The 20,827-nt window shown below is 69.6% G+C and carries 21 protein-coding genes, 1 tRNA gene and 1 pseudogene; 15 read left to right on the forward strand and 8 right to left on the reverse strand.

Annotated elements, in window-relative coordinates; all coding sequences use genetic code 11:
- The first annotated feature begins 109 nt into the window (after positions 1-109).
- From M1203_RS28255 to M1203_RS28270, 4 genes are all read left to right on the forward strand, one after another.
- The gene (locus M1203_RS28255) at positions 110-343 is read left to right on the forward strand and encodes a type II toxin-antitoxin system VapB family antitoxin (RefSeq protein WP_129769361.1); all 234 of its coding nucleotides are present in this window, start codon (positions 110-112) and stop codon (positions 341-343) included.
- A complete protein-coding gene (locus tag M1203_RS28260) occupies positions 340-756 on the forward strand; it encodes a PIN domain nuclease (RefSeq protein WP_249952630.1) in 417 nt (138 codons plus the stop codon). The genes M1203_RS28255 and M1203_RS28260 overlap by 4 nt, the downstream gene beginning before the upstream one ends.
- Positions 757-1,105: 349 nt before the next feature.
- On the forward strand, positions 1,106-1,477 hold the full coding sequence (locus tag M1203_RS28265) for a helix-turn-helix domain-containing protein (protein ID WP_374404183.1): 372 nt from the start codon (positions 1,106-1,108) through the stop codon (positions 1,475-1,477).
- A gap of 105 nt (positions 1,478-1,582) precedes the next feature.
- Positions 1,583-1,798: a DUF397 domain-containing protein gene (locus tag M1203_RS28270; RefSeq protein ID WP_249952631.1), complete on the forward strand. Its 216-nt coding sequence runs from the start codon at positions 1,583-1,585 to the stop codon at positions 1,796-1,798.
- A gap of 69 nt (positions 1,799-1,867) precedes the next feature.
- On the opposite strand, the gene M1203_RS28275 is transcribed toward M1203_RS28270, so the two are convergent.
- Positions 1,868-2,062 carry a hypothetical protein gene (locus M1203_RS28275; RefSeq protein WP_249952632.1) on the reverse strand — a complete coding sequence of 65 codons (195 nt, stop codon included), beginning with the start codon at positions 2,060-2,062 and terminating at the stop codon, positions 1,868-1,870.
- A 394-nt stretch (positions 2,063-2,456) separates the two neighbouring features.
- Between M1203_RS28275 and M1203_RS28280 the strand changes: the two genes are divergently transcribed.
- The 6 genes and pseudogenes from M1203_RS28280 (at position 2,457) to M1203_RS28300 (ending at position 5,229) form a co-directional block, all read left to right on the forward strand.
- Positions 2,457-2,768, forward strand: a complete 312-nt coding sequence (locus M1203_RS28280) for a hypothetical protein (RefSeq protein ID WP_249952633.1) — start codon at positions 2,457-2,459, stop codon at positions 2,766-2,768.
- Positions 2,689-3,222 carry a DUF6879 family protein gene (locus M1203_RS28285; RefSeq protein WP_249952634.1) on the forward strand — a complete coding sequence of 178 codons (534 nt, stop codon included), beginning with the start codon at positions 2,689-2,691 and terminating at the stop codon, positions 3,220-3,222. Before M1203_RS28280 ends, M1203_RS28285 begins: the two co-directional genes overlap by 80 nt.
- Before the next feature lie 24 nt (positions 3,223-3,246).
- Positions 3,247-3,450, forward strand: a pseudogene (locus M1203_RS39110) (helix-turn-helix domain-containing protein); the annotation flags it as partial.
- Between the two features lie 54 nt (positions 3,451-3,504).
- Positions 3,505-4,098: a DUF5753 domain-containing protein gene (locus M1203_RS28290; protein WP_308404921.1), complete on the forward strand. Its 594-nt coding sequence runs from the start codon at positions 3,505-3,507 to the stop codon at positions 4,096-4,098.
- A 104-nt stretch (positions 4,099-4,202) separates the two neighbouring features.
- Positions 4,203-4,475, forward strand: a complete 273-nt coding sequence (locus M1203_RS28295; RefSeq protein WP_249952636.1) for a hypothetical protein — start codon at positions 4,203-4,205, stop codon at positions 4,473-4,475.
- 82 nt (positions 4,476-4,557) lie between these two features.
- On the forward strand, positions 4,558-5,229 hold the full coding sequence (locus M1203_RS28300) for a class I SAM-dependent methyltransferase (RefSeq protein ID WP_249952637.1): 672 nt from the start codon (positions 4,558-4,560) through the stop codon (positions 5,227-5,229).
- A 92-nt stretch (positions 5,230-5,321) separates the two neighbouring features.
- On the opposite strand, the gene M1203_RS28305 is transcribed toward M1203_RS28300, so the two are convergent.
- From M1203_RS28305 to M1203_RS28315, 3 genes are all read right to left on the reverse strand, one after another.
- Positions 5,322-5,663: a hypothetical protein gene (locus tag M1203_RS28305; protein ID WP_249952638.1), complete on the reverse strand. Its 342-nt coding sequence runs from the start codon at positions 5,661-5,663 to the stop codon at positions 5,322-5,324.
- A gap of 233 nt (positions 5,664-5,896) precedes the next feature.
- On the reverse strand, positions 5,897-8,473 hold the full coding sequence (locus tag M1203_RS28310) for an ABC transporter permease (RefSeq protein WP_249952639.1): 2,577 nt from the start codon (positions 8,471-8,473) through the stop codon (positions 5,897-5,899).
- Positions 8,470-9,258 carry an ABC transporter ATP-binding protein gene (locus M1203_RS28315; protein ID WP_249952640.1) on the reverse strand — a complete coding sequence of 263 codons (789 nt, stop codon included), beginning with the start codon at positions 9,256-9,258 and terminating at the stop codon, positions 8,470-8,472. The genes M1203_RS28310 and M1203_RS28315 overlap by 4 nt, the downstream gene beginning before the upstream one ends.
- A 362-nt stretch (positions 9,259-9,620) precedes the next feature.
- On the opposite strand from M1203_RS28315, the gene M1203_RS28320 reads away from it, so the two are divergent.
- Positions 9,621-11,276: an MFS transporter gene (locus M1203_RS28320; protein ID WP_374404187.1), complete on the forward strand. Its 1,656-nt coding sequence runs from the start codon at positions 9,621-9,623 to the stop codon at positions 11,274-11,276.
- Positions 11,277-11,329: 53 nt separating this feature from the next.
- Here M1203_RS28320 and M1203_RS28325 read toward each other — a convergent pair whose 3' ends face one another.
- From M1203_RS28325 to M1203_RS28335, 3 genes are all read right to left on the reverse strand, one after another.
- Complete coding sequence (locus M1203_RS28325) at positions 11,330-12,220, reverse strand: cellulose-binding protein (protein ID WP_249952641.1); 891 nt, start codon at positions 12,218-12,220, stop codon at positions 11,330-11,332.
- A gap of 238 nt (positions 12,221-12,458) precedes the next feature.
- Positions 12,459-15,023 (reverse strand): SUKH-4 family immunity protein, encoded by a 2,565-nt coding sequence (locus M1203_RS28330; RefSeq protein ID WP_249952737.1) that lies wholly within the window; start codon positions 15,021-15,023, stop codon positions 12,459-12,461.
- Between the two features lie 5 nt (positions 15,024-15,028).
- A complete protein-coding gene (locus M1203_RS28335; RefSeq protein WP_249952642.1) occupies positions 15,029-16,006 on the reverse strand; it encodes an SMI1/KNR4 family protein in 978 nt (325 codons plus the stop codon).
- A gap of 474 nt (positions 16,007-16,480) precedes the next feature.
- Between M1203_RS28335 and M1203_RS28340 the strand changes: the two genes are divergently transcribed.
- Positions 16,481-16,981, forward strand: coding sequence for a YwqJ-related putative deaminase (locus M1203_RS28340; protein WP_249952643.1), 501 nt, complete (start codon positions 16,481-16,483; stop codon positions 16,979-16,981).
- A 2-nt stretch (positions 16,982-16,983) separates the two neighbouring features.
- Positions 16,984-17,472 carry an SUKH-3 domain-containing protein gene (locus M1203_RS28345; RefSeq protein ID WP_249952644.1) on the forward strand — a complete coding sequence of 163 codons (489 nt, stop codon included), beginning with the start codon at positions 16,984-16,986 and terminating at the stop codon, positions 17,470-17,472.
- 97 nt (positions 17,473-17,569) lie between these two features.
- Here the strand turns inward: M1203_RS28345 and M1203_RS28350 are convergent, their stop codons facing one another.
- The gene (locus M1203_RS28350) at positions 17,570-18,910 is read right to left on the reverse strand and encodes a sensor histidine kinase (protein WP_249952645.1); all 1,341 of its coding nucleotides are present in this window, start codon (positions 18,908-18,910) and stop codon (positions 17,570-17,572) included.
- A gap of 222 nt (positions 18,911-19,132) precedes the next feature.
- On the opposite strand from M1203_RS28350, the gene M1203_RS28355 reads away from it, so the two are divergent.
- Together M1203_RS28355 and glmU are read left to right on the forward strand one after the other, a co-directional pair.
- A tRNA-Gln gene (locus M1203_RS28355) sits at positions 19,133-19,203 on the forward strand.
- A 109-nt stretch (positions 19,204-19,312) separates the two neighbouring features.
- Complete coding sequence (gene glmU, locus M1203_RS28360) at positions 19,313-20,809, forward strand: bifunctional UDP-N-acetylglucosamine diphosphorylase/glucosamine-1-phosphate N-acetyltransferase GlmU (RefSeq protein ID WP_374404191.1); 1,497 nt, start codon at positions 19,313-19,315, stop codon at positions 20,807-20,809.
- The last annotated feature ends 18 nt before the right edge of the window (positions 20,810-20,827 follow it).

Genomic DNA, 20,827 nt, shown 5'->3' on the forward strand with positions numbered 1-20,827 from the left:
AGTGATCCGAGAGGAAACGATACCGTCGCACGCACGTCGGCGATATCATTTCAGTCTCACGCGTGGAGTCTCACGCGCGGAGGGAAGGCAGAGGGAAGAAGGAGAGGCCATGTCTCGCACCGTTATCGATCTCGACGACGAGATCGTCGAGGAAGCCATGCGGCTGTACGACACCAAGACCAAAGCGGCAGCCGTACGCGCCGCCATGGAGGATGCCGTGAAACGGCGTCTGCGTCAGGAGTTCGCCGATGCCGTGAAGTCCGGGGAACTCGACTTCAGCGAGATCATCGAGAACACCGGCCCGGCCGGCTCTCGCCCCCGGGACCGGAAGACCGCCGCGTGAGCGTCTTCCTCGCGGACAAGTCGGCCCTGGCCCGCTGGGGACAGCCCGCGGTGAGCGAGGTGCTGGACGACCTGAATGACCGTGGCCTCCTGACGACCTGCGCGGTCGTCGAGTACGAGATGGTCTACAGCGCGCGCACCAAACAGGACGCCTCCCGCATCCACCTCAGCCTCCGCGGATTCGACTACTCACCCTGCAACGACGAGGAGCACGAGCGTGCCCTGTGGCTCCAGCGCGAGGCCCTGCGCCGGGGCTTCCATCGGGCGCTCTCCCTCTCCGACGTGCTGATCGCCGCCGTGGCGGAACGGCGCGGCCTGACGGTGCTGCACTATGACGGCGACTTCGACATGATCCGTGAGATCACCGGCCAGACCATGCGCTGGGTGGTCGATCCCGGGACCGCGGACCGGTAGGCGCCCCTGTCCGAGGCAAACAGTCCTCCGCCCGCCCGAAGTACCGCGCGGCATATTCCGGCGACGCGAGACTCCACCGGCTGCCGCTCCCGGGCTGGATCACCTCGGCCCCTCCGCCCTCGTGGGCGAGGCCCCAGGCGGCGGCCACCGCGTCCGCGTCCTTGGTACCGGCACGGTACTCGACAACGACGGCGAAGAGCCGGGGCGCGGTGTCGCGTACGAGTTCGTACACTTCCTGATCGAAATCGACCGGCTCCAGGGCAGGGTCCTGCGGCGATACGGTCGGCATGGAATTCCCCTTGTCTGTACGGAGGGTGCACCTGTGGGCAGCACGGCCGGCTGATGTAGCGTGCTGCCCACCGCACCCTCATCGCCAGGACTCCGTGAGTCGGCGGACCTGTCCGCAACTCAGGCCGGTGCACTTCATGGCACCTCTCAACCGCGCGTCAGCAGCATCGAGTCGGGAAGCTACGCGGTGAGCGCGGACCGGGTCCGGGCGATGGCCCGTAGCTACACCTGCTCGGACGAGGCACTGATCGAAGCACTCGCGGAGATGACAGGGGGACGGACGCGCGGCTGGTGGGACGAGTACCGCGACATCCTTCCGTCCGACACCCTCGATCTGGCGGAGCTGGAACACCACGCGACGGCGATGCGCACCACATCCGTGATCCAACGGACCACGGCGCCGGATTCCTTGATAATCAGCCGCAGTTGGTGAAAAACCGGACCTTTCTGGACCGCATGGAGAGCTGTAGCCTCACAGCAGCGGAGTCACAGGATCTGATCCGCCAGGTCGCAGAAGACATCCGAGAAAGGTAAGCGCGTGTCCGCCCTCAACTGGCAGAAGTCCTCTTTCAGCGGCGAAGCGAACGGCTGCGTCCACATCGCCGCAGCTGACGACGGTTCCATCAAGCTCCACGAGAGCGACGCCCCGGACGTCATCGTCACCACCACCCCCGAAAAGCTCCGCGCCTTCATCCTCGGCGTCAAAGCAGGCGAGTTCGACCACTTCGCCGACGACCCCGGCACCGACGCCTGAACGAGCACAACGTGACCACGGGCGCCCGGACCATCGGGCCGTGGCTCGACACCACGCCCTGGGCCCTGTTCAGGAAGTCGCGGCAGTCCGACGTGGCAGCGGCCGGCCCAGATAGACGGTGAGCGGGTCGTCGGCGTAGTAGCCGAAGGCGGGGACCTCGGTGTAGCCGCAGGCGCGGTACAGACCGATCGCCGCGGGGTGGCGCTGATTCGTCTCCAGGACGATCGTGAACGCGCCCGCACCCGCGGCCGAGTCCTCAGCCACTCCAGGACGGACCGGGAGTGTCCTCTCCCCCGCCGCTCGTCGACGACGTACATACGCTTGAGTTCCGCGCGCCCGTCCTCACGGAACCGCCAGCCGCCCATCGCGACGGGTACGGCGTTCTCGTACCCCACGGCGAACTCCCCACGGGGCGCCGAGAATTGCCCGGGTTCGACGGGACTGTCGTCCGGAGACCCGTAGATCCGCACGTACTCGGTCTGAAGGCGTGCGACCAAGGAGGAGACATGCGGATGTTCGTAGGGGCGGGAAACGATCTCCATGTCATCAACCTCCATGACCTTGGCTCATATCCGTCAGTCTTCCTCACACGAGACTGGACACCGATAGAGCACCGCTGTGCAATGGCACGCAATCGACCTAGCACGGGGAGGACACCATGCAACTTCGGTTCGTAGGGATCGACCCGGACACGGGTACGTCCAACTCGCCAACGGTGTGGGTGCGGGAGGCGGCTGAGGAGCTGGTCTTTCAGGGATGGAAGGCTGACGCCGAACTGGAAGGGGAGTGCGCGGCGTTCCATGTGCCCGGCCACGCCGTGGGCATCCCCTCGGATGAGACTGTGGTCCGGATCCCCTTCCGGATGATTCCGATCTTGAGGGAGGCATGTGATGCGGCAGAGCGAGCAGCCCAGCTTCGAGGAGCTGATGACGGCGGCGACACGCACAGCTGTGCATCTGGAGATGCGTGACGCCTACGGGGTGAGCGACGAAGCCGAGGACTTCCGGCACTGGAAGCGAACCGGTGAACGTGACACCGACCCGTCCTCGGCGTACTGGGGGCCGTGGGTGGAGTTGGTACAAGACGCGGTCCGCAGGGGCGTCGAGGTCCGCCGTGTCCGTATCGTCTCCGAGCCGGTCTCCGAGTACATCAAGTACGAGCACGCGGGCAGTGTGGTCAATATCAAGGCCGGCGAAAGCGTGCGGTGGCTGCCGCGCCGACAGACATCCGGCCTGGCTCTGCCGGGCAACGATTTCTGGCTCTTTGACGAGAAGACAGTCCTCTTCAACCACTTCTCTGGTGACGGCGAGGCGTCTCCCGAAGGGCGGGAACTCCGTACTGATCCAGAAGTGGCAGAGCTGGCGACGCGGGCCTTCGACGCCGCCTGGACCCTCGCCACTCCCCACGACCAGTACAAGATCTGAGCACGATCGCAGGACAGCCGAGTCATGTCTCACCCCATTTCGCTCAGCAGCGTCGAGGAAGCCCGCAGAGCCCTGGCGGGCCGACTGGGAGATATCCGAAAGGATGCTGGACTCACCGGACTTGAGTTGGCTGCCCTGTGCGGCTGGCATCCCTCGAAGCGGTCCCGGATCGAGAACGCTCGCACACGCCCGTCAGAGGAGGACATACGGTCCTGGTGCCGCGCCTGCGGCGCCGAGGACCGGATCGCTGACCTCATCGCTTCCTCCCGTGATGCCGACACCATGTACCGGGAGTGGAAGCGGATTCACACCGGCGGACTCACAAGGGCGCAGAACTCTGTTGTACCCCTGTACCAGCGCACCCGGCACATGCGGGTGTACTGCTCGAATGTCATCCCTGGCCTGGTGCAGACAGTTGGGTACGCCAGCGCGCTCCTCAGCTCCATTGCCGAGTTCGAGAACGTCATGAACGACGCGGAAGAAGCCGCTATCGCACGGGTCGCGCGCTCAGAGGTCATCTACGACGCGGGCCGACGCTTCGCGATGCTCGTTGAGGAAGACGTCCTGTACTTCCGCTTCGGAGACTCGGAGGTCATGTCCCGACAGCTCACCTATCTGCTCTCGATCCTGGCGTTGCCCAACGTGTCCTTCGGGATCATTCCCAGGGCCGCCATTCGGAAGATGTGGACGCTCGAAGGCTTCGTCATCTACGACGATGCACAAGTACAGGTCGAGACGTTGTCGGCGGACATGAACATCACGCGGCCTGGTGAGATCACCGTGTATCTGCGCGCCTTCCGTGAGCTGTCCGGGATGGCCGTCCACGGCAGCGCCGCGAGGACCCTGATCCAGGAAGCGATCGACAGTCTGGGCTGACATCCAAGGCTGGATTTCTGCAATCCCATGCAATCTCATTGCTTGGGCAGCGTGCGGCTACCTACCTTCGAGACACGACCCGGCTCAACCTCGTGGAGGTATGCATGAGCACAGCAGTCCAGTTGAGGACCCGTGATCCGCGGGTCATCCTCAACGCGTTACAAGACCGCGTTCCGCATCTCGTCCCGGATGTCGGCGTGGAAGACCTCTGGGAACGTGAGGTCCGGCTTCTGCTCCGGGACAGCGTGGCCGTCCGCAGCCTGGCCGAACGCATCCTCGGCCAGGGAGTCGCGTATCTCGTGACTGCCATGGAACTGTGGTCGGTCGATGCCTCCGACTGCTCACCGTGCGACGACAAGGTTCCGGACAGTCACTGACGTGGCCGTACCGGGTTGGTCTCCGCCCTCGTAGGAGGGTGGAGACCAATCCCCGCCACCCCCCATTCAAAGGAAGCGCGCGTTGCCCGCACACCACAACATCGACCACGAGCGTGAACTCTGGGACGCCTATGCCCGGAGCACCAAGGACAGCGTGTTCGACGCTGACCCCGTTTTCTGCTGGACGCAGTACGCCGGTCACGGGCCGGGACCTGAACTGCTGGGCTCCCCCGGGACAGCTCTGGAGATCGGGTGCGGCACAGGGAGGGCCTTGGCCCACCTCGCTCAGCGAGGCGTCAAGACGACTGGCGTCGACCTCTCCCCGGTCATGATCGAGCAGATCACCGAGCGCTGGGGTCCGGGAGGTTCCCGGTTCGTCTGCGCTGAGGTGATCGAACACCTGCGAAGCGATACGGAGACCTACGACGCCATCTATTCCGTCTTCGGGGCGGTCTGGTTCACGGACCCGGAGGAACTGCTTCCGCTGATCGCCCGGCGGCTCAACCCCGGCGGTGTCCTGGTCTTCTCCCATCCACCGGCCATCCCCGGCACATCCGGAGCTCAGGGCATGTACAAGGGAGGCTTCGCGGGCAAGGCGTTGTACACGTACCGCTACAGCCACACGCCCGCCGCGTGGAAAGCGCTGCTGCTCAGCGCCGGGTTCGCCGAAGTGGACGCACAGGTACTCGACGCGCCGACCCCCGGTCACATCGGGACGCTGATCGTCCGCGCCGCCGTCCCTCGACTCCCATAAGCGGAGAGCGGACGTTCAGGGGCTCGCTGGGGAAAGCGCGGCTGGCCCGAGCGGGGCTCCGGCCAGCGTGGGGCGTTCAGTTGGGGGACGGTTCAGTTGAGGACGACGACGTCCGTGCGGATACGGAGCGGGCTGTTCCAGGCGATATTGATTTTGACCGTCACGATTCCGGAGCCGGGGGCGATCCCCGTCACCGTGACGGGCGCGGCGCCGATGAACCGGACGCCGTTGGCGTCGACCTCGGAGGCCGTGACGATGACCGTCGAGTTCGGATTGATGACGTTCCAGGTGATGGGGAAGTTGACCCAGCCGTTGTACGCGCCCCAGACGACCCAGCCTCGCCACAGATCGGCGACATTGCCGCCGGTCACCGCGAGTCCGTCGGTCTGGGCAGCCACCTCTGCGTTGGTCTCCGGTGCGTTGAGTGTGGACACAGCGGTCCCCTCTTTCTGAGCGGGCCCGGGAAATCGATCGGATCGTCCGACCGAGAGGGTCCGTCGCTCTCAGTGTCCGGTCGACTACATACTGCTACAACCCCTCGTATGGGTGAACTCGCCGACCCGGGCGCTTTCCGACGGACAGCAACCGCCGCGCGGTGATAAAGGACATCGGCCCCGATGGACGTTGGAGGAACGCCCACCGAGGCCGGAGCCCCCACCGTACCGTTCTACTCGGTGGCGATCGCGTTCAGCACGTTCATCCGACCGGCCCGGAAGGCCGGCACCAGGGCGGCGAAGAGTCCGACGAAAGCCGAGGCCACGAAGACCGTCAGGATCGTCGGCCACGGTATCTCCAGGACGCCGAGACCCTCCAGGGCCAGCAGCTTCTGGGCCGAGGTGCCCCAGCCCATGCCGAGCCCGAGTCCGAGCAGGGCACCGAAGAGGGCGATGACCACCGACTCCAGCCGTATCATGCGGCGCAGTTGGCGGCGGGAGAGCCCGATCGCCCGCAGCAGACCGATCTCGCGGGTCCGCTCCACCACCGACAGCGCCAGGGTGTTCACCACTCCCAGCACCGCGACGATGATCGCGAGCGCCAGCAGCCCGTAGACGATATTGAGGAGTTGGCCTATCTGGTCCCTCAAGTCCTGCTTGAAGTCGGTCTGGTCCTGAACCCTGTACTGCGGGTAGGCCGCGAGCGAGTCCTTGAGGGCGGCGTACGCCTCCTTCTCCTTGCCGTCCTCGGCCGCCGCGAACATGATCATGTTCTTGGGCATCTTGTCGGCCGGCACATACCGCTGGGCTGTCGTGATGTTCGTGTACATCGCGCCCTTGTCGATGGTCGCCTCGTCCGAGGTGATCGCCGCGACCGTCAGTCCGGCACTCTTCCCGCCCGGGAAGACGACCTTCATCCGATCACCGACCTTGACGCCGTGCTCCTTCGCGTAGGTATCGCCCACCGACATCGCGTCCTTGCCGTACGCGGCGGACAGCTCACCCGCGACAGTCTCGCGGCGCAGATCCTGGGCGTAGGTCGGATCGGCGGCGACGATGCCGTCGGACTCCGTCTTTCCGTCCGGGGCGGTCAGCTTGACGTCGACCCACTTGTACTCGGTGACATGCGCGATGTCCGGCGCCTTCTCCAGCGCCGCCTGGGCCCCCGGCATGATCGGCTGGCCGTTGTCGGACTGGACGATGAAATCCGCGCCGACCGACTTGTCCAGCTCGTCGGTCGCGGAGGCGACCATCGAGGAGCCGACCACCGACAGACAGGCCACCAGCGCCAGCCCGATCATCAGCGCGGCGCCCGTCGCTCCCGTACGCCGCGGATTGCGCAGCGCGTTGCGCTCGGCCATCCGGCCGACCGGGCCGAACATCCGCAGCACGACCGCGCCGAGCGCCCGGACCAGACCGCCGGCCAGCAGCGGACCGATCACAACGAAGCCGATCAGCGTGCAGACCACGCCCGCCCCGAGGAAGACCGAACCCTCACTCGCCTCGTCAGCCCGTGTCGACAGGAAGAGCGCGGCACCGCCGGCCCCGGTCAGCACCAGACCGATGGCCGCCCTGACCCATCCGGCCCGGCCGTCGGCGGGGGTACCCGCGTCACGCAGGGCCGCCATCGGCGAGATCTTCGCGGCCCGACGGGCGGGAACGTACGCGGAGACGACGGTGACGACGACACCGAGCACCAGCCCGATCGCCGGAGTCGTCCACTTCACCGTCAGATCCTGGGTGGACAGATCCATGCCCATGGAGGACATGAGCTTCATCAGCCCGATGGCCAGCCCCACCCCGGCGGCGACCCCGGCGATCGAGCCGAAGATCCCGAGCAGCACCGCCTCCAGCAGCACCGAGCGGTTGACCTGCTTACGGCTGGAGCCGAGGGCCCGCATCAGACCGATCTCGCGGGTCCGCTGCGCGACCAGCATCGAGAACGTGTTGACGATCAGGAAGATGCCGACGAGGAAGGCGATCCCGGCGAAGCCGAGCATCGCGTACTTCATCACGTCGAGGAAGGAGCCGACATCCGCGCGGTTCGCGTCCGCGGCTTCCTTCTGCGTCTGGAGCTTGTACGGGCCGCCGCCGAGCGAGGCCGCCACATCCTGCTTCAGCTCGCTGTTGCTGACGCCCTCGGCCGCCGTGACATTGACATGGGTGAACCGGCCGGTGTCCCCCAGCAGTTCACGCTGGGCGGTCGCCGTGTCGAAGAAGATGACCGCCGCACCGGGGTTGGTGACGGTGAACGTGGCGATACCCGAGATCTTCGCCCGGAAGTCACCCGTGACCGCGATGGTGCGCAGCTCGTCACCGATCGCGAGGTGGTGCTTCTCGGCGGTGTCGGCGTCGACCATCACATCGGTGGGCCCACGCGGCGCGTGGCCCGAGGTGATCTCCATCGAACGGAGGTCGTTACGCGTCCAGTTGCCCGCGATCGTCGGCGCGCCGCTGCTCGCGCCCACGTTCTTGTTGTCGGCGTTCACCACCGTCACGCTCATGCTGCTGACAGCGCCCTCGGCGGACTTCACTCCGTCCGCCGTCCGCACCGTCTCGACGATCGAGGCGGGCAGCGACTCGGGCTTGCCGGTCTGGGAGGTCTCGTCCGCTCCCTTGGCCGCCTTGGGGCTGACCGTGACATCCGAGGACGTCGCGGCGAAGAGCTTGTCGAACGTCGTGTTCATCGTGTCCGTGAACACCAGGGTGCCGCTGACGAACGCCACCGACAGCAGGACGGCGACGGCGGAGAGCGCCATCCGCCCCTTGTGCGCGAAGAAGTTGCGCATGGAGGTTCTGAACACCGTCATGACGTACGCCCCCGGGCGTCGAAGTCCTTCATGCGGTCGAGCACGGCGTCGGCCGTCGGACGGAACATCTCGTCCACGATCCGGCCGTCCGCGAGATACAGCACCCGGTCCGCGTACGACGCGGCGACCGGGTCGTGCGTGACCATCACGATCGTCTGGCCCAGCTCATCGACCGACCGGCGCAGGAAGCCGAGCACCTCGGCGCCCGCGCGCGAGTCCAGGTTCCCGGTCGGCTCGTCGCCGAAGATGATCTCCGGGCGGGCGGCGAGCGCCCTGGCCACCGCGACCCGCTGCTGCTGACCGCCCGACAGCTGGGTCGGCCGGTGCGAGAGCCGGTCGGCCAGGCCCACCGTCTCCACGACCCGGCGGAGCCACGGAGCGTCCGGCTTACGGCCCGCGATGTCCATGGGCAGCGTGATGTTCTCCAGCGCGTTGAGCGTCGGCAGCAGATTGAACGCCTGGAAGATAAAGCCGATCCGGTCCCGGCGCAGCTGGGTGAGCTTCTTGTCCTTCAGCTTCGTGATCTCGGTCTCGTCCAGAAAGATCTCGCCCGCGGTCACCGTGTCCAGACCCGCGAGGCAGTGCATCAGCGTCGACTTGCCCGAGCCGGACGGGCCCATGATCGCGGTGAACTGCCCGCGGTCGATGTCCACATCGACATGATCGAGCGCCACGACCCGGGTCTCCCCCACGCCGTACGCCTTGACGACCTGCCGCGCTCGCGCCGCGACGGCCGTACGCCCTCCAGTACCCCCGTGCCTGGGAATGGTCACAGCCGTTGTCACGGTAAGTCTCCTATTTCGCTTGATACACCGAGTGTTCGTCGGGCGGTGTGCTGAGTCTGCTGGTTTCGGGGGCCCCGGCGCGCTGGTGCACAGCGCAGTCTTCACCTGGGGTTTTCCCCACCCCTCTGCTGCGGTGAGCCCCCTTCACGGGCTCTCGCCGCCGTAGGAGCACGTAGGACCAACATAAAGAACCAGCCACCGCCGCCTCGTCCTCCGCCGGGACGAACGACCCCTGGCCGGAAGTGAGGAGGAGCCCCTAGGGGACCGCGCCCCGGCCCCTCCCCCCGCGCTGTGCCCTGTCCGGCCCTGGGCCCGGGTGAGAGGGTGTTCCCCTGGAGATACATGCATAGGGAAGGGATCCCGTGAGCGGCGGCGGCGGAAGTACCGAGGACTCCGGACGTACGGAAGCGATACCCGAACCCCGGGCCACGGCCCCGCCACCCGGCACGGCGCGTGGTCGCGGCCCCGTCGTCGCCGCCCTGATGCTCGGCATGGCACTCGCCGCGCTCGACGGCACCATCGTCTCCACGGCCGTCCCGCAGATCGTCGGCGACCTCGGCGGATTCTCCGTCTTCTCCTGGCTGTTCTCCGGCTATCTGCTCGCCGTGACCGTCACCCTGCCCGTGTACGGAAAGCTCTCCGACACCTTCGGCCGCAAGCCCGTCCTGATCGCGGGCATCATCCTCTTCCTCATCGGCTCACTGCTCTGCGCCGCCGCCTGGAACATGGCCTCACTGATCGCCTTCCGTGTCGTCCAGGGGCTCGGCGGCGGCGCGCTCCAGGGCACGGTGCAGGTCATCGCCGCCGACCTCTACCCCCTCAAGGAACGTCCCAGGATCCAGGCCAAACTGTCGACGGTCTGGGCCACCTCGTCCGTCGCCGGCCCGGCCCTCGGCGGACTGCTCGCCGGATACGCGGACTGGCGCTGGATCTTCCTGATCAATCTGCCGGTGGGCGCGCTCGCGCTCTGGCTGGTGGTCAGATATCTGCACGAACCGAACCGGACCACTGCCAAAACCACCACTGCCACCACTGCCACCACTGCCACGAAGGGTGCCAAGGGGGCCAAGGGGGCCGACGCGGCCTTGGACCGGGCGCCGCGCCACCGCGTCGACTGGGCGGGCGCGCTGGCCGTCTTCGCCACCGGCGCGCTGCTCCTCACCGCCCTCGTCCAGGGCGGCGTCGCCTGGCCCTGGATCTCCGCGCCCTCGTTCGCCTTCCTCGGCGGCAGCGCGGTTCTCGCCGCCGTCACCGTCGTCATCGAACGCCGCGCCACGGACCCGATCATCCCGGGCTGGGTCTGGCGCCGCCGTACCATCGCGGCCGTCAATCTCGCCCTCGGCGCGCTCGGCCTGCTGATGATCGCCCCGACCGTCTTCCTGCCCACGTACGCGCAGTCCGTGCTCGGACTCGGCCCGATAGCCGCCGGCTTCGTCCTCTCCGCCATGACGCTGAGCTGGCCCGTCAGCGCGGCGTTCTCCAACCGCCTCTACAACCGCATCGGCTTCCGGCTGACCGCCGTCATCGGGATCTCCCTCGCCATGCTGGTGCTGCTCGCCTTCCCGCTCCTCCCCTATCCCGGCCAGGCCTGGCAACCCGCGCTGATCATGCTGCTGCTCGGCGCCGCGCTCGGGATCTTCCAACTGCCCCTGATCATCGGGGTCCAGTCGACCGTGGGCTGGTCGGAACGGGGAACGGCCACGGCGTCCATACTGTTCTGCCGCCAGGTCGGCCAGAGCGTGGGCGCCGCCCTCTTCGGTGCGGTGGCCAACGGCGTACTGGCCGCCCGCCTCAGCAACGCCCCCACCCCCGGACTCCCCGACGACCTCGACTCCGTCTCCAAAGCCCTGGAGAACCCGGCCACGCTCACCGCCGAGGCCGCGGACTATCTGCGCCGGGCGATGGACAGCGCGGTGGAGTACGTCTACGTGGGTGCCGCGGGGGCGGCGGCCATCTCCCTGCTGGTGCTCATATTCGTGGCCCCCCGCCGGTTCCCCGTCCTCAAGGATCCCGAATAGGCACTCAAGGACCGTACCCGGAAGGGGTAATGAACGACCCCGAACCGCCCGCGTTACTCCTCCGCCGGCGCACGACCTGTGAGCGCCGCCAGAGTGGTCCGTACATGGGCCATGTGCGCCCGCATTTCCTCGCACGCCGCCGTGTGCTCCCGCAGCAGCCGCTCCGTATCGCGCGCGACGCCCTCCGCGTCCGCGCGCGCCCGCGCGAGCAGTTCCTCCGCCCGCGCCGCCGCGTCCTCCTGGCCATGGCGGGCCTGTTCGCCCGCCTCCGAGAAGGCGCGCTGTGCCGCCACCAACTGGAGCTGGGCGTACGCCGTGAGTTCGTCGTGCTGGACCCGCGACGCGGCTTCCCGGTCGGCGAATTCGCGCTCCGCCGTCGCCAGCTCGTCACCCTGCTGCTGCTCCTGCTCGTCGATCACATGCTGAGTGCGCCGGCGCACCTCCTTGAGCGCGGCAAGCGATTCCGAACGGAGCGCCGTGACCTCGCGCCGCGCCTCGGCCCTCGCAGCCTCGGCCGCCCCCGTGGCGGCGCGCAGCACCTGACCGGCGTACGCCTCCGCCTCCGCCCGTACGGCGTCGGCCCGTTGACGCGCTGCCTCGCGCAGCTGATCAGCCGCCGTACGCGCCGTGTCGATGACCGCCTGGGACTCCTCGCGCGCCTCGGTCCGTACCGTCTCGTCCTCCTGCTTCGCCAGGGCCAGGATCTGCTGGGCGCGCCGGCCGAGCTTCTCGTACGTCTGCGGCGGCAGCGCCGCCACCCGCTCCCGGAGCCGCCCCGCCTCGCCCTCCATCTCCTTGGCGAGGACGGTGAGCCGCGCCACGCGTTCCCAGGCGTCGTCACGGTCCCGGAACAGCGCCGTGACCTCCCGCTCGACCTGCTCGGGGCGGTAGCCACGGCCACGTACGGGCGCGAAGCCATGAGCCGACAACGGTGCGGCAGCCATCCTTGAAGCCCTTCTCCGACACGACACAGAACGCCATCCGGCACAATCCTGCTGGAGCGAGCCGAAGCGCCCATACCACGACACTCCGCCCAACCACCCCGGTCAAGGATGCGGCATCAACCCCGAAAAGGTGGAAACGTGGAAAATAGGAAAAATAAAACGGCCGGGGCGCCCACCGCGAAGTGCGGCGGGCGCCCCGGCCGTCCCTGAGGCCACGCGTCGTCAGAGCGTCAGAGCATCACAGCAGTCCGTCCCACATCTGCTCCAGCAGCACCGACCACCAGTTCTCCGGCGACGACAGCGCCGCCGGGTCCAGCGCCGAGAGCTGCGCCTGGAAGTCGACGGTCCAACGGCCCGCCTGCTCCGGATTGAGCCCGAACCTCAGCCGCCACATCCGGCCGAGCAGCGCCAGCGAGCGCGTGAACTCCGGCAGCCCGGTGTTCACGAACTGCGGAGGCACCGACTGCCCGCCCGGCCCCGCCTCGACCGGTACGGCCATGATGTGCGCCGTGCCGTACTGGACGCACAGCGCGCGGCCGAAGTCCGTGCCCATCACCAGATACGAACCGGCGTCGGGGGCCGGGCGCACCTGCCGCTGCGCGGCCAGTTCGGCCAGAGTCGGCACCACCGGCTGAGCGGGCTGCGCCCAGAAGAACGGCCCGACATCGGACGGCAGCCCCGCCCACACGAGGGTGCGCGCCACGATCTCCGGCACCCCCTGACGGGACACTGCCCGCTGGTCGAACCGGCAGATGCCCTGCGGACCGAACGCGGCCACCAGTTCCTGCGCGACCCCCTCGGGAGGGATCGGCGGCGCGGGCGGCATCTGCGGCAGCGGCGCACGTACCGGCGCGGGCCGGGCGGGACCGTCCGCGACCTGGTGCAACTCACCCTGGTGGGTGAGCAGATGCTGCATGCCCTGCTGCCTGCTGGCGTGGTCCTGGCCGTACGGGGCGACGCTGGTGATCCGTACCTGCGGCCAGGTCTCCCTGATCATCCGCGCGCAGTAGCCACCGGGCAGCTCGCACGACTCCAGCTCCGTGTGCAGTTCGAGCACCTGCTGCGGCGGCACGTTCATGGCGCGCAGTTCGTGCAGGAACTGCCACTCCGGGTGCGGGGTGCCGGGCGCGGAGCGGCGGATGAGCTGGGCCTCGGAGCCATCGGGCGCGCGGTAGCGCAGCACGGCCTGATAGCCGGGGCCGACGGTCGGCTGACCGGCCGGCTGCTGCGGATAGCCGTACGCCGGGGGCTGGGCGCCCGGGGCCGACGGCGGTACGGGACCACCGGGACCGGCCGGGCCGGGGCCCCCTGGCGGCATGCCGGGAGGCGCACTCGGCGGACCGGCGGGCGCGCCCGGCGGACCCGGCGGGGTGGGCGGACCCGGCGGGGTGGGCGGACCCGGCGGGGTGGGCGGACCCGGCGGGGTGGGCGGACCCGGCGGGGTGGGCGGCTGCGGTCCCGTCTGTCCCGTGCCCGCGAGCATGGTCGGCGCGTGATGCCCCCCGCCCGAGGACGCACCGGGCGGAGTGGGAGGACCAGGCGGGCCGGGAGGACCCGGCGGACCCGGAGGCTGCGGAGCGCCCGGTGGCCGTGGTGGCCCCGGCGGCCGGCCGGCCTGGTCCGGGTCCGCGAACATCGTCGCCGCGTGGTGCACCCCGCCCGGAGGCGTACCCGGAACCCCGGGCGGACCGGGAGGCTGCGGAATGCCGGGCGCACCAGGGGCACCAGGGGCGCCCGGAGGGCCGGGCGGGCCAGGAGGCCGCGGTGCGTTGGAGCCGGCACCGCCGAGGCTCGGGGACAGCTGCGTCGGCAGATAGCCGCCCGCCGGAACACCGGGCGTGCCGGGGCCCGACGGCGGCGGAGTCGCACCCGGCGGACGCGCGCCGGGAACACCGGGCGCGCCCGGCGGCGGCGGAGTGGTCGCACCGCCACCGCGCGTACCACGCGGGGGCACGGCCGCCTTGCTGGTCGCGGCATCGGCGATATCGCCCGCCCCCGGCTCCTGTCCCGCCACTCCCCGAGCGACCGACGTACGAGGCAACTGGCTGCCGCCCGACATCAGCGCGGTAGGCGCCTCGGCGGCCACGACCGGTGGCGGCGTGTCCTCGTCGTCCGCCCCCGAGAGCGGGGGCGCGAAGACCGTCGCGGGCAGCGGTACGGAACCGTCCTCCGACGTGGCCGACAAGCCGTTGGTGTCGGTCCCGGTCCAGGGCGTGGCCCCGGTCGGCGCGCCCGGCGTCGCGGCGGGCACCCCGTCGTTGGAGGTGGGCTCGTACCCGTCCGACCAGGCGGAGCTGCCCTGCGAGGCGTTGCCGCCACCGGGCGACCCGCCGGTACCCGAACCGGCCGGAGCGGAAGGGGAAGAGGGAGGAGAGGGAGGAGAGGGAGAAGGGGAAGCGGAAGGAGAAGGCTCCGCCGTCCGCCCGTCCGGAATCCCGAGCTTGTCCGCCGCGTCCTGGAGCCATTCCGGCGGGGTCAACAGGAACGACGTCTGGTTCAGATCGATACGCTGCGGCGCCTCCGGAGCGGTCGGCGCCGTCTCCGGCATCCCGTACTCCTCCTCGTACCGGCGGATCACCTCCCCCACCGGCAGCCCCGGCCACAGCGTCGCCTCACCGCTGTCCCTGGCGATCACCAGCCGCTGCCGCCCGCCGTCCGACGTCGGACCGCCCTCGCGGTCCTCCGCCCACACCACGAAGCCCAGCTCGAACTCCCGCACCCGCACCTCACGGTGCTGGTAACCGGGCAGATCGGCGTTGACCCACTCTTCCGCGCGCTCCTGCGCCTGCGCGAAGGTCACCATCGCGCTCACCCCTCCACCGGGACGGCGCGCGCGAAGCCGCCGTCCACCATCAGGTTCGCCACGGTCTCCAGCTCCGGCGGATTGCCCGCCAGCCGCAGCAGGAAGGCGTCGAAGTCGTCACCACAGGGGAGCAACAGCCGCTCCACCCGCTCCCCCACGCTCCAGCCGTCCTGGTCCCTGGCGTCGTCGTACGCGCAGAACCAGACGGAACCGACCCGGTCGCCCTTGACCTTGACCGCCAGAATGCCGCCCTGGACGAACCCGACGGCCAGATAGTCCTTGGTCAGATGGTCCCGCAGACACTTGTTCGCGTAGACCAGGTCGTTGACAGCGGCCACGTCCCGCACGGTGAAGAACGGCTGGTCCACCAGCAGCCCCAGCTCCGCGTCGAGCGCCGCGCCCACCGGCGCACAGCCGCCCGCCGCCTTCAGGAACGAGCGGTACGCGCCGGGCAGCCGGTAACCGAGATCCTCCTCCACCCCCAGCAGTTGCTGCTCGCTGACCGACAACGCGGCCTTCGGCAGCCCGAAATGGGCCGGCCGGGTCTCCTGGAGAGGACGCGTCCCCCGCTTGCCGTGATCCACCCGTGTCGTCGCCAGACCACCGTGATGACGCAGCAGCGCCTTCACCTCCACCGGCACCAGCACCATCCGGCGCGAGGCCCGCAGATGGTGCCACGTCCAGCCGTGCGGTGTGGCCACCGACGGGACCGTGTCCCACAGTTCATGGCCCGCGGCGGCCAGCGCGGCATTGGCCGACACATAGTCCGTGAGCCGCAGCTCGTCCACGCCGAACCCCGCCGGGGGCTCGGCTATCTCCGCGGCGGCGCGCGCGTACGGCGAGAAGTCCGGATAGCCGTCGTCATCCACCCGTACACCTCTGGGGTGACGGGAGGCCCGGACCGGATCCGGGAAATGCACGACCTGCCCGGCGTAGGCCGCGTTCGGTGGCGCGGCTTGCTGCCCGAGCCGACCTGTCGTCATGGCGGTTGCCCCCTGCTGCGCTTCCGGCTGGTTCCACAGCCCTGGTTGCAGGACAGCCTATGCGGTGGTGCAAGAGGGGATCGGACGCTCCTCCCCCGGCCGTATCCCCCACCCCGCAACCCGTCCCGCAACCCGTCCCGCAACCCTGTCCGGGACTTCCCCCGCCCTTCCCCCGTGCTTCCCCCGCGCTTCCCGCACCCTTCCACTGCCCTGTGTCCTTCACGCGCCCTCACCCGTGTCGCCGTCCCTCTCCGCTAGGCCGATCGGGCGTACTCCGAGAAGACGGGCCCGGCCCCGTGACGGGCGGTTACGCAGGCGTGACCCAACGCCGACGCCACGCCACGATCCACGCCCCAGCTTCCCGAGGACCCGCCGCATTTGGCAGGCTGTGCAGGCAAACAGGGGCGTGACAGCAGGAATACGGGGGCGTGAACGAGCGGCTGCCCGGCCGCCGGCACCGGGAGGGGACAGCACATGCACACCGCACCAACCGACGCGTCCGGGGACCCACGCCTCAGCTGGAGCAGCACCGAACCACACCGTCCACCGGTGCTCCACCGGCGCAGGGACGGCATCCTGCCCGCCGTCGCCGCCGCGCTCTCCGTCCGCGGCCAGACCCTCACCTGCACCGCCGGCAAGGCCGACCAGCCACCCGTACTCCACCCCCTCGTACAGGACTTCCTCGACACCCTCACCAGCGGCCAGCGCGAACGGTTCACCGGCCGCTGCCCCGAGGCGATCCTCCTCTCCCGCCAGTTGACCGCCGCCGAGGCCGGACGCTCCAAACGGGCCAGACGAAAACCCTTGTCCCACAGCGAGGCACGCCGCTCCCTCAAACACGCCAAGCTGACCGCCCGTCGCATCCGCGAGGACGGCGACCCGCTGCACGGCAGCTACGCCCCGCCCTGTCGCTCCTGCGCGCCGCTCCTCGCCCACTTCGGCGTACGGCCCGTCGACCCCACCGAGAACGGCTGAGCATGCGCGACCCGCACACCACCCGCTTCCCCGTCCCCGTCGACGCCGCGCTGCGCGAGGCCGGCTGGCAGCCGGGACGCTGGGACATACGGCAGGCCGAGGAGTGGGCCGACGCGCTGCGCGCGCACACCACACCCGCCGGCCACCGGCATGCCGTCTTCCCCGCCGCCGTCGAGGCCTGGGCGGAGTTCGGCGGACTGCGCGTCATCGCCCCCGGTCCCGGCCGGCAGATCGCCCCGGCCGTCGTACGGATCGACCCGATGGCGGGCATCCACCTCGCCCGTACGCTCGCCGACCTCGGCCGCTCCCTGGACACGGAGATCAGCCCGCTCGGCGAAGAGGGCGACGGACAAGCCATCCTCGCGATCGACCTCACGGGCCGCGTCTTCAGCATCGACCACACCGGGGACTGGTACCTGGGCCCGGACCTCGACCGGGCGCTCGGCACCCTGCTCACGGGCCTGGAACCGGCACGCCTCACCTCCAGCTGAGAGCGGCGGGCTGACGGCCGGAGCCGAGACACGCCTCACATCCGCGGGGCGGACGTCAGGCGGCCCGGCGGCCGAGCAGCCCGACCGCGGAGCGGCGTCAGGCGGCCCGGCGATGCGGCAGCACCGCCGACACGCGGAAACCTCCCGCGTCCGTCTCACCCGAGACGAACACCCCGCCCAGCGCGGTCACCCGCTCCCGCATCCCCACCAGACCATTACCGCCACTCGGCAGCCGTACATCCTGCGCGCCACCGTCCGAAGGCCCGTTCTCGACCTGCATCGCGACCTCCTCGTCACGGTGCGCCAGCCGGACCATCACCTTCGCGCCCGCCGCGTGCTTCAGCACGTTCGTCAGCGCCTCCTGCACCACGCGGTACGCCGTCTGCTCCACCTCGGGCGCGTACGTACGGGACTCGCCCTGCACCGTCAGCTCGACGACCATCCCCGTGTCCCGTGACTCCCCGACCAGCGCCTCGATGTCCCCCATGCCCGGACCGTCCGCCGCCGCGGCAGCCGCGGCGGCGGCGGCTGCCGCGCCCACGGCGGCCAGCGGCACCGCCGCCGGAGCGTTCGCCGGCACCGCGTCCGACGCCTGGCGTGCCGCCACCTGCTCCCCGGCCCGCAGCACCCCGAGCATCTCCCGCAGCTCCGTCAGCGCCTGCCGTCCCATGTCGCCCACCAGCGCCGCGTTCTTCACCGCCTTCGGCGGATCCTTCAACGCGACCGCCTGGAGCGCCGCCGCGTGCACCACCATCAGACTCACCCGGTGCGCCACGACGTCATGCATCTCACGGGCGATCCGCGTCCGCTCCTCCGTACGCGCCCACTCCGCGCGCTGCTCGGCCCGGTCGGCCAGCAGCGACAGCTCCTGCTCCAGACTGTCGGCCCGCTCGCGCAGGCTCTCCATCAGCCGCCGCCGCGCCCCGACGTAGAGCCCGAACAGCACCGGCGGCGCCGTCAGCCCCAGCGACATCAGAACCGCGACCAGGGGCACGTACCACCCGGCCGCGTCGAACCCCGAGACGGACACGTTCTGTCGCATCCGTACGTATGTGACGATCAGGCTGCCGACGAGCGACATGCCGGTCAGCGCGCCGAGGATCCGGCGCGGGGCCTCCGAGGCGGCGAGCGTGTACAGCCCGACCACCCCCATCAGATAACCCATCTCCGCCGGGATGATCGCGATCGAGACGAGCACCACGGCGAACGGCCACCGCCGCCGCACCAGCAGCACCGCACCGGCGATCAGCCCGAAGACCACCCCCAGCGGCACGGGCAGCCCGGCCACGTCCGCGAATCTGCTCCCCTCGAGCCCGCACTCCAGCGCCGACACCAGCGCCAGCCCCACGTCCAGTACGGCACTGCGCCGTCGTCCCCACCACCACCAGCCGCGGGCGTTCGCTCCCGCGGCGTCCTGGTGTGCCCCCGTTGTGGTCATGTCTCCCACCCTACGGGCGCCCGCACCCCAATTTCCGGCGACCACCGCAGACGGGACGGGACACGCGGGGAAGAGGAATGTTGGCGCCGACTATCGCGGGTGCTTCGTCGTTCGCGCGTTGCAAAGCGCCGATATGTACCGTCGCATCGAGGGCTGGTGGTACGGCATAGTAGGGGCTGCGCTCGCCCCCGATCCAACAAATCGGGCATAGACGGCAAACCATCCCGGGTCGTCTAAAGGCAGGACAAATGGTTTTGGTCCATTGAATGAGGGTTCGATTCCTTCCCCGGGAGCTGCGCAGTTCGGGTCCTGACCTCGCCGGTCGGGGCCCGTCCTCGTTTCCGTCCCGAAACCCACCGGTATCCTGCGGTTGTCCATCACCCGAAGCCGAAGGGCATTCCCGTGAGCGCCAACCGTCCCCAAGTTCTCGGCTCCGCTCGAACAGGGGAGACCCCACTGGCCGCGGCCATCGTTCTCGCGGCGGGTGAGGGAACCCGTATGAAGTCGAAGACCCCCAAGGTTCTGCACGAGGTCTGCGGGCGCTCGCTCGTCGGGCATGTCGTGTCCGCCGCCCGTGAGCTCGGCCCCGAGCAGCTCGTGGTGGTCGTCGGACACGCCCGGGAGCGGGTCGAGGCGCATCTCTCCGCCGAGTACGCCGGCGTCCGCACCGCCTACCAGGCCGAGCAGCACGGCACCGGGCATGCCGTGCGGATCGCCCTCCAGGAGCTGGGGGCCACGCCGCACGGGACCGTGATCGTCGCCTGTGGTGACACCCCGCTGCTCTCCGGCGAGACCCTCACCGCGCTGGCCGCGACGCATGCCGCCGACGGCAACGCGGTGACGGTGCTGACCGCCGAGGTCCCGGATTCGACGGGGTACGGGCGGATCGTCCGGGACGGGGCGAGCGGCGCGGTCACGGCGATCGTGGAGCACAAGGACGCCACCGACGCGCAGCGCGCGATCCGCGAGATCAACTCGGGTGTCTTCGCGTTCGACGGGCCGTTGCTGGCGGACGCGCTGGGCAAGGTGCGTACGGACAACAGCCAGGGTGAGGAGTACCTCACCGATGTGCTCGGGATTCTGCGGGAGGCGGGGCACCGCGTCGGCGCCTCGGTCGCCGTCGATCACCGCGAGATCCTGGGCATCAACAACCGCGTGCAGCTGGCGGAGGCACGCCGGCTGCTGAACGCGCGGCTGCTGGAGCGGGCGATGCTGGCGGGGGTGACGGTGGTGGATCCGGCGTCGGTCTTCGTCGATGTGTCGGTCACGTTCGAGCAGGACGCGGTGGTTCATCCCGGTACGCAGCTGCTGGGCGCCACGCATCTGGGCGAGGGTGCCGAGGTGGGGCCGAATTCGCGGCTCAAGGACACGGTGGTGGGCGCGGGCGCGCGGGTGGACAACACGGTGGCGGACGGCGCGGAGATCGGCGAGGCCGCTTCGGTGGGGCCGTACGCATATCTGCGGCCGGGTACGCGGCTGGGCCTGAAGGCGAAGGCCGGTACGTACGTGGAGATGAAGAACGCGACGATCGGTGAGGGTACGAAGGTGCCGCATCTGTCGTATGTGGGGGATGCGACGATCGGTGAGTACACGAATATCGGCGCCGCGAGCGTGTTCGTGAACTACGACGGTGAGTCGAAGCACCACACGACGGTCGGCTCACATTGCAAGACGGGCTCGGACAACATGTTTGTGGCGCCCGTCACGGTGGGGGACGGCGCGTACACGGCGGCCGGGTCGGTCATCACGAAGGACGTACCGCCCGGTTCGTTGGCCGTGGCCCGGGGCCAGCAAAGGAATATCGAGGGCTGGGTGGCCAGAAAGCGGCCGGGAAGTGCCTCCGCGCAGGCGGCTCAGGCGGCCGGGGTCACCTCGGTCGGCGGCGAGAACGAAAGCTGACCGGAAAGAGACGCGCCG

This window comes from Streptomyces sp. 35G-GA-8 (genome assembly GCF_023534745.1).
Classification (GTDB): Bacteria; Actinomycetota; Actinomycetes; order Streptomycetales; family Streptomycetaceae; genus Streptomyces.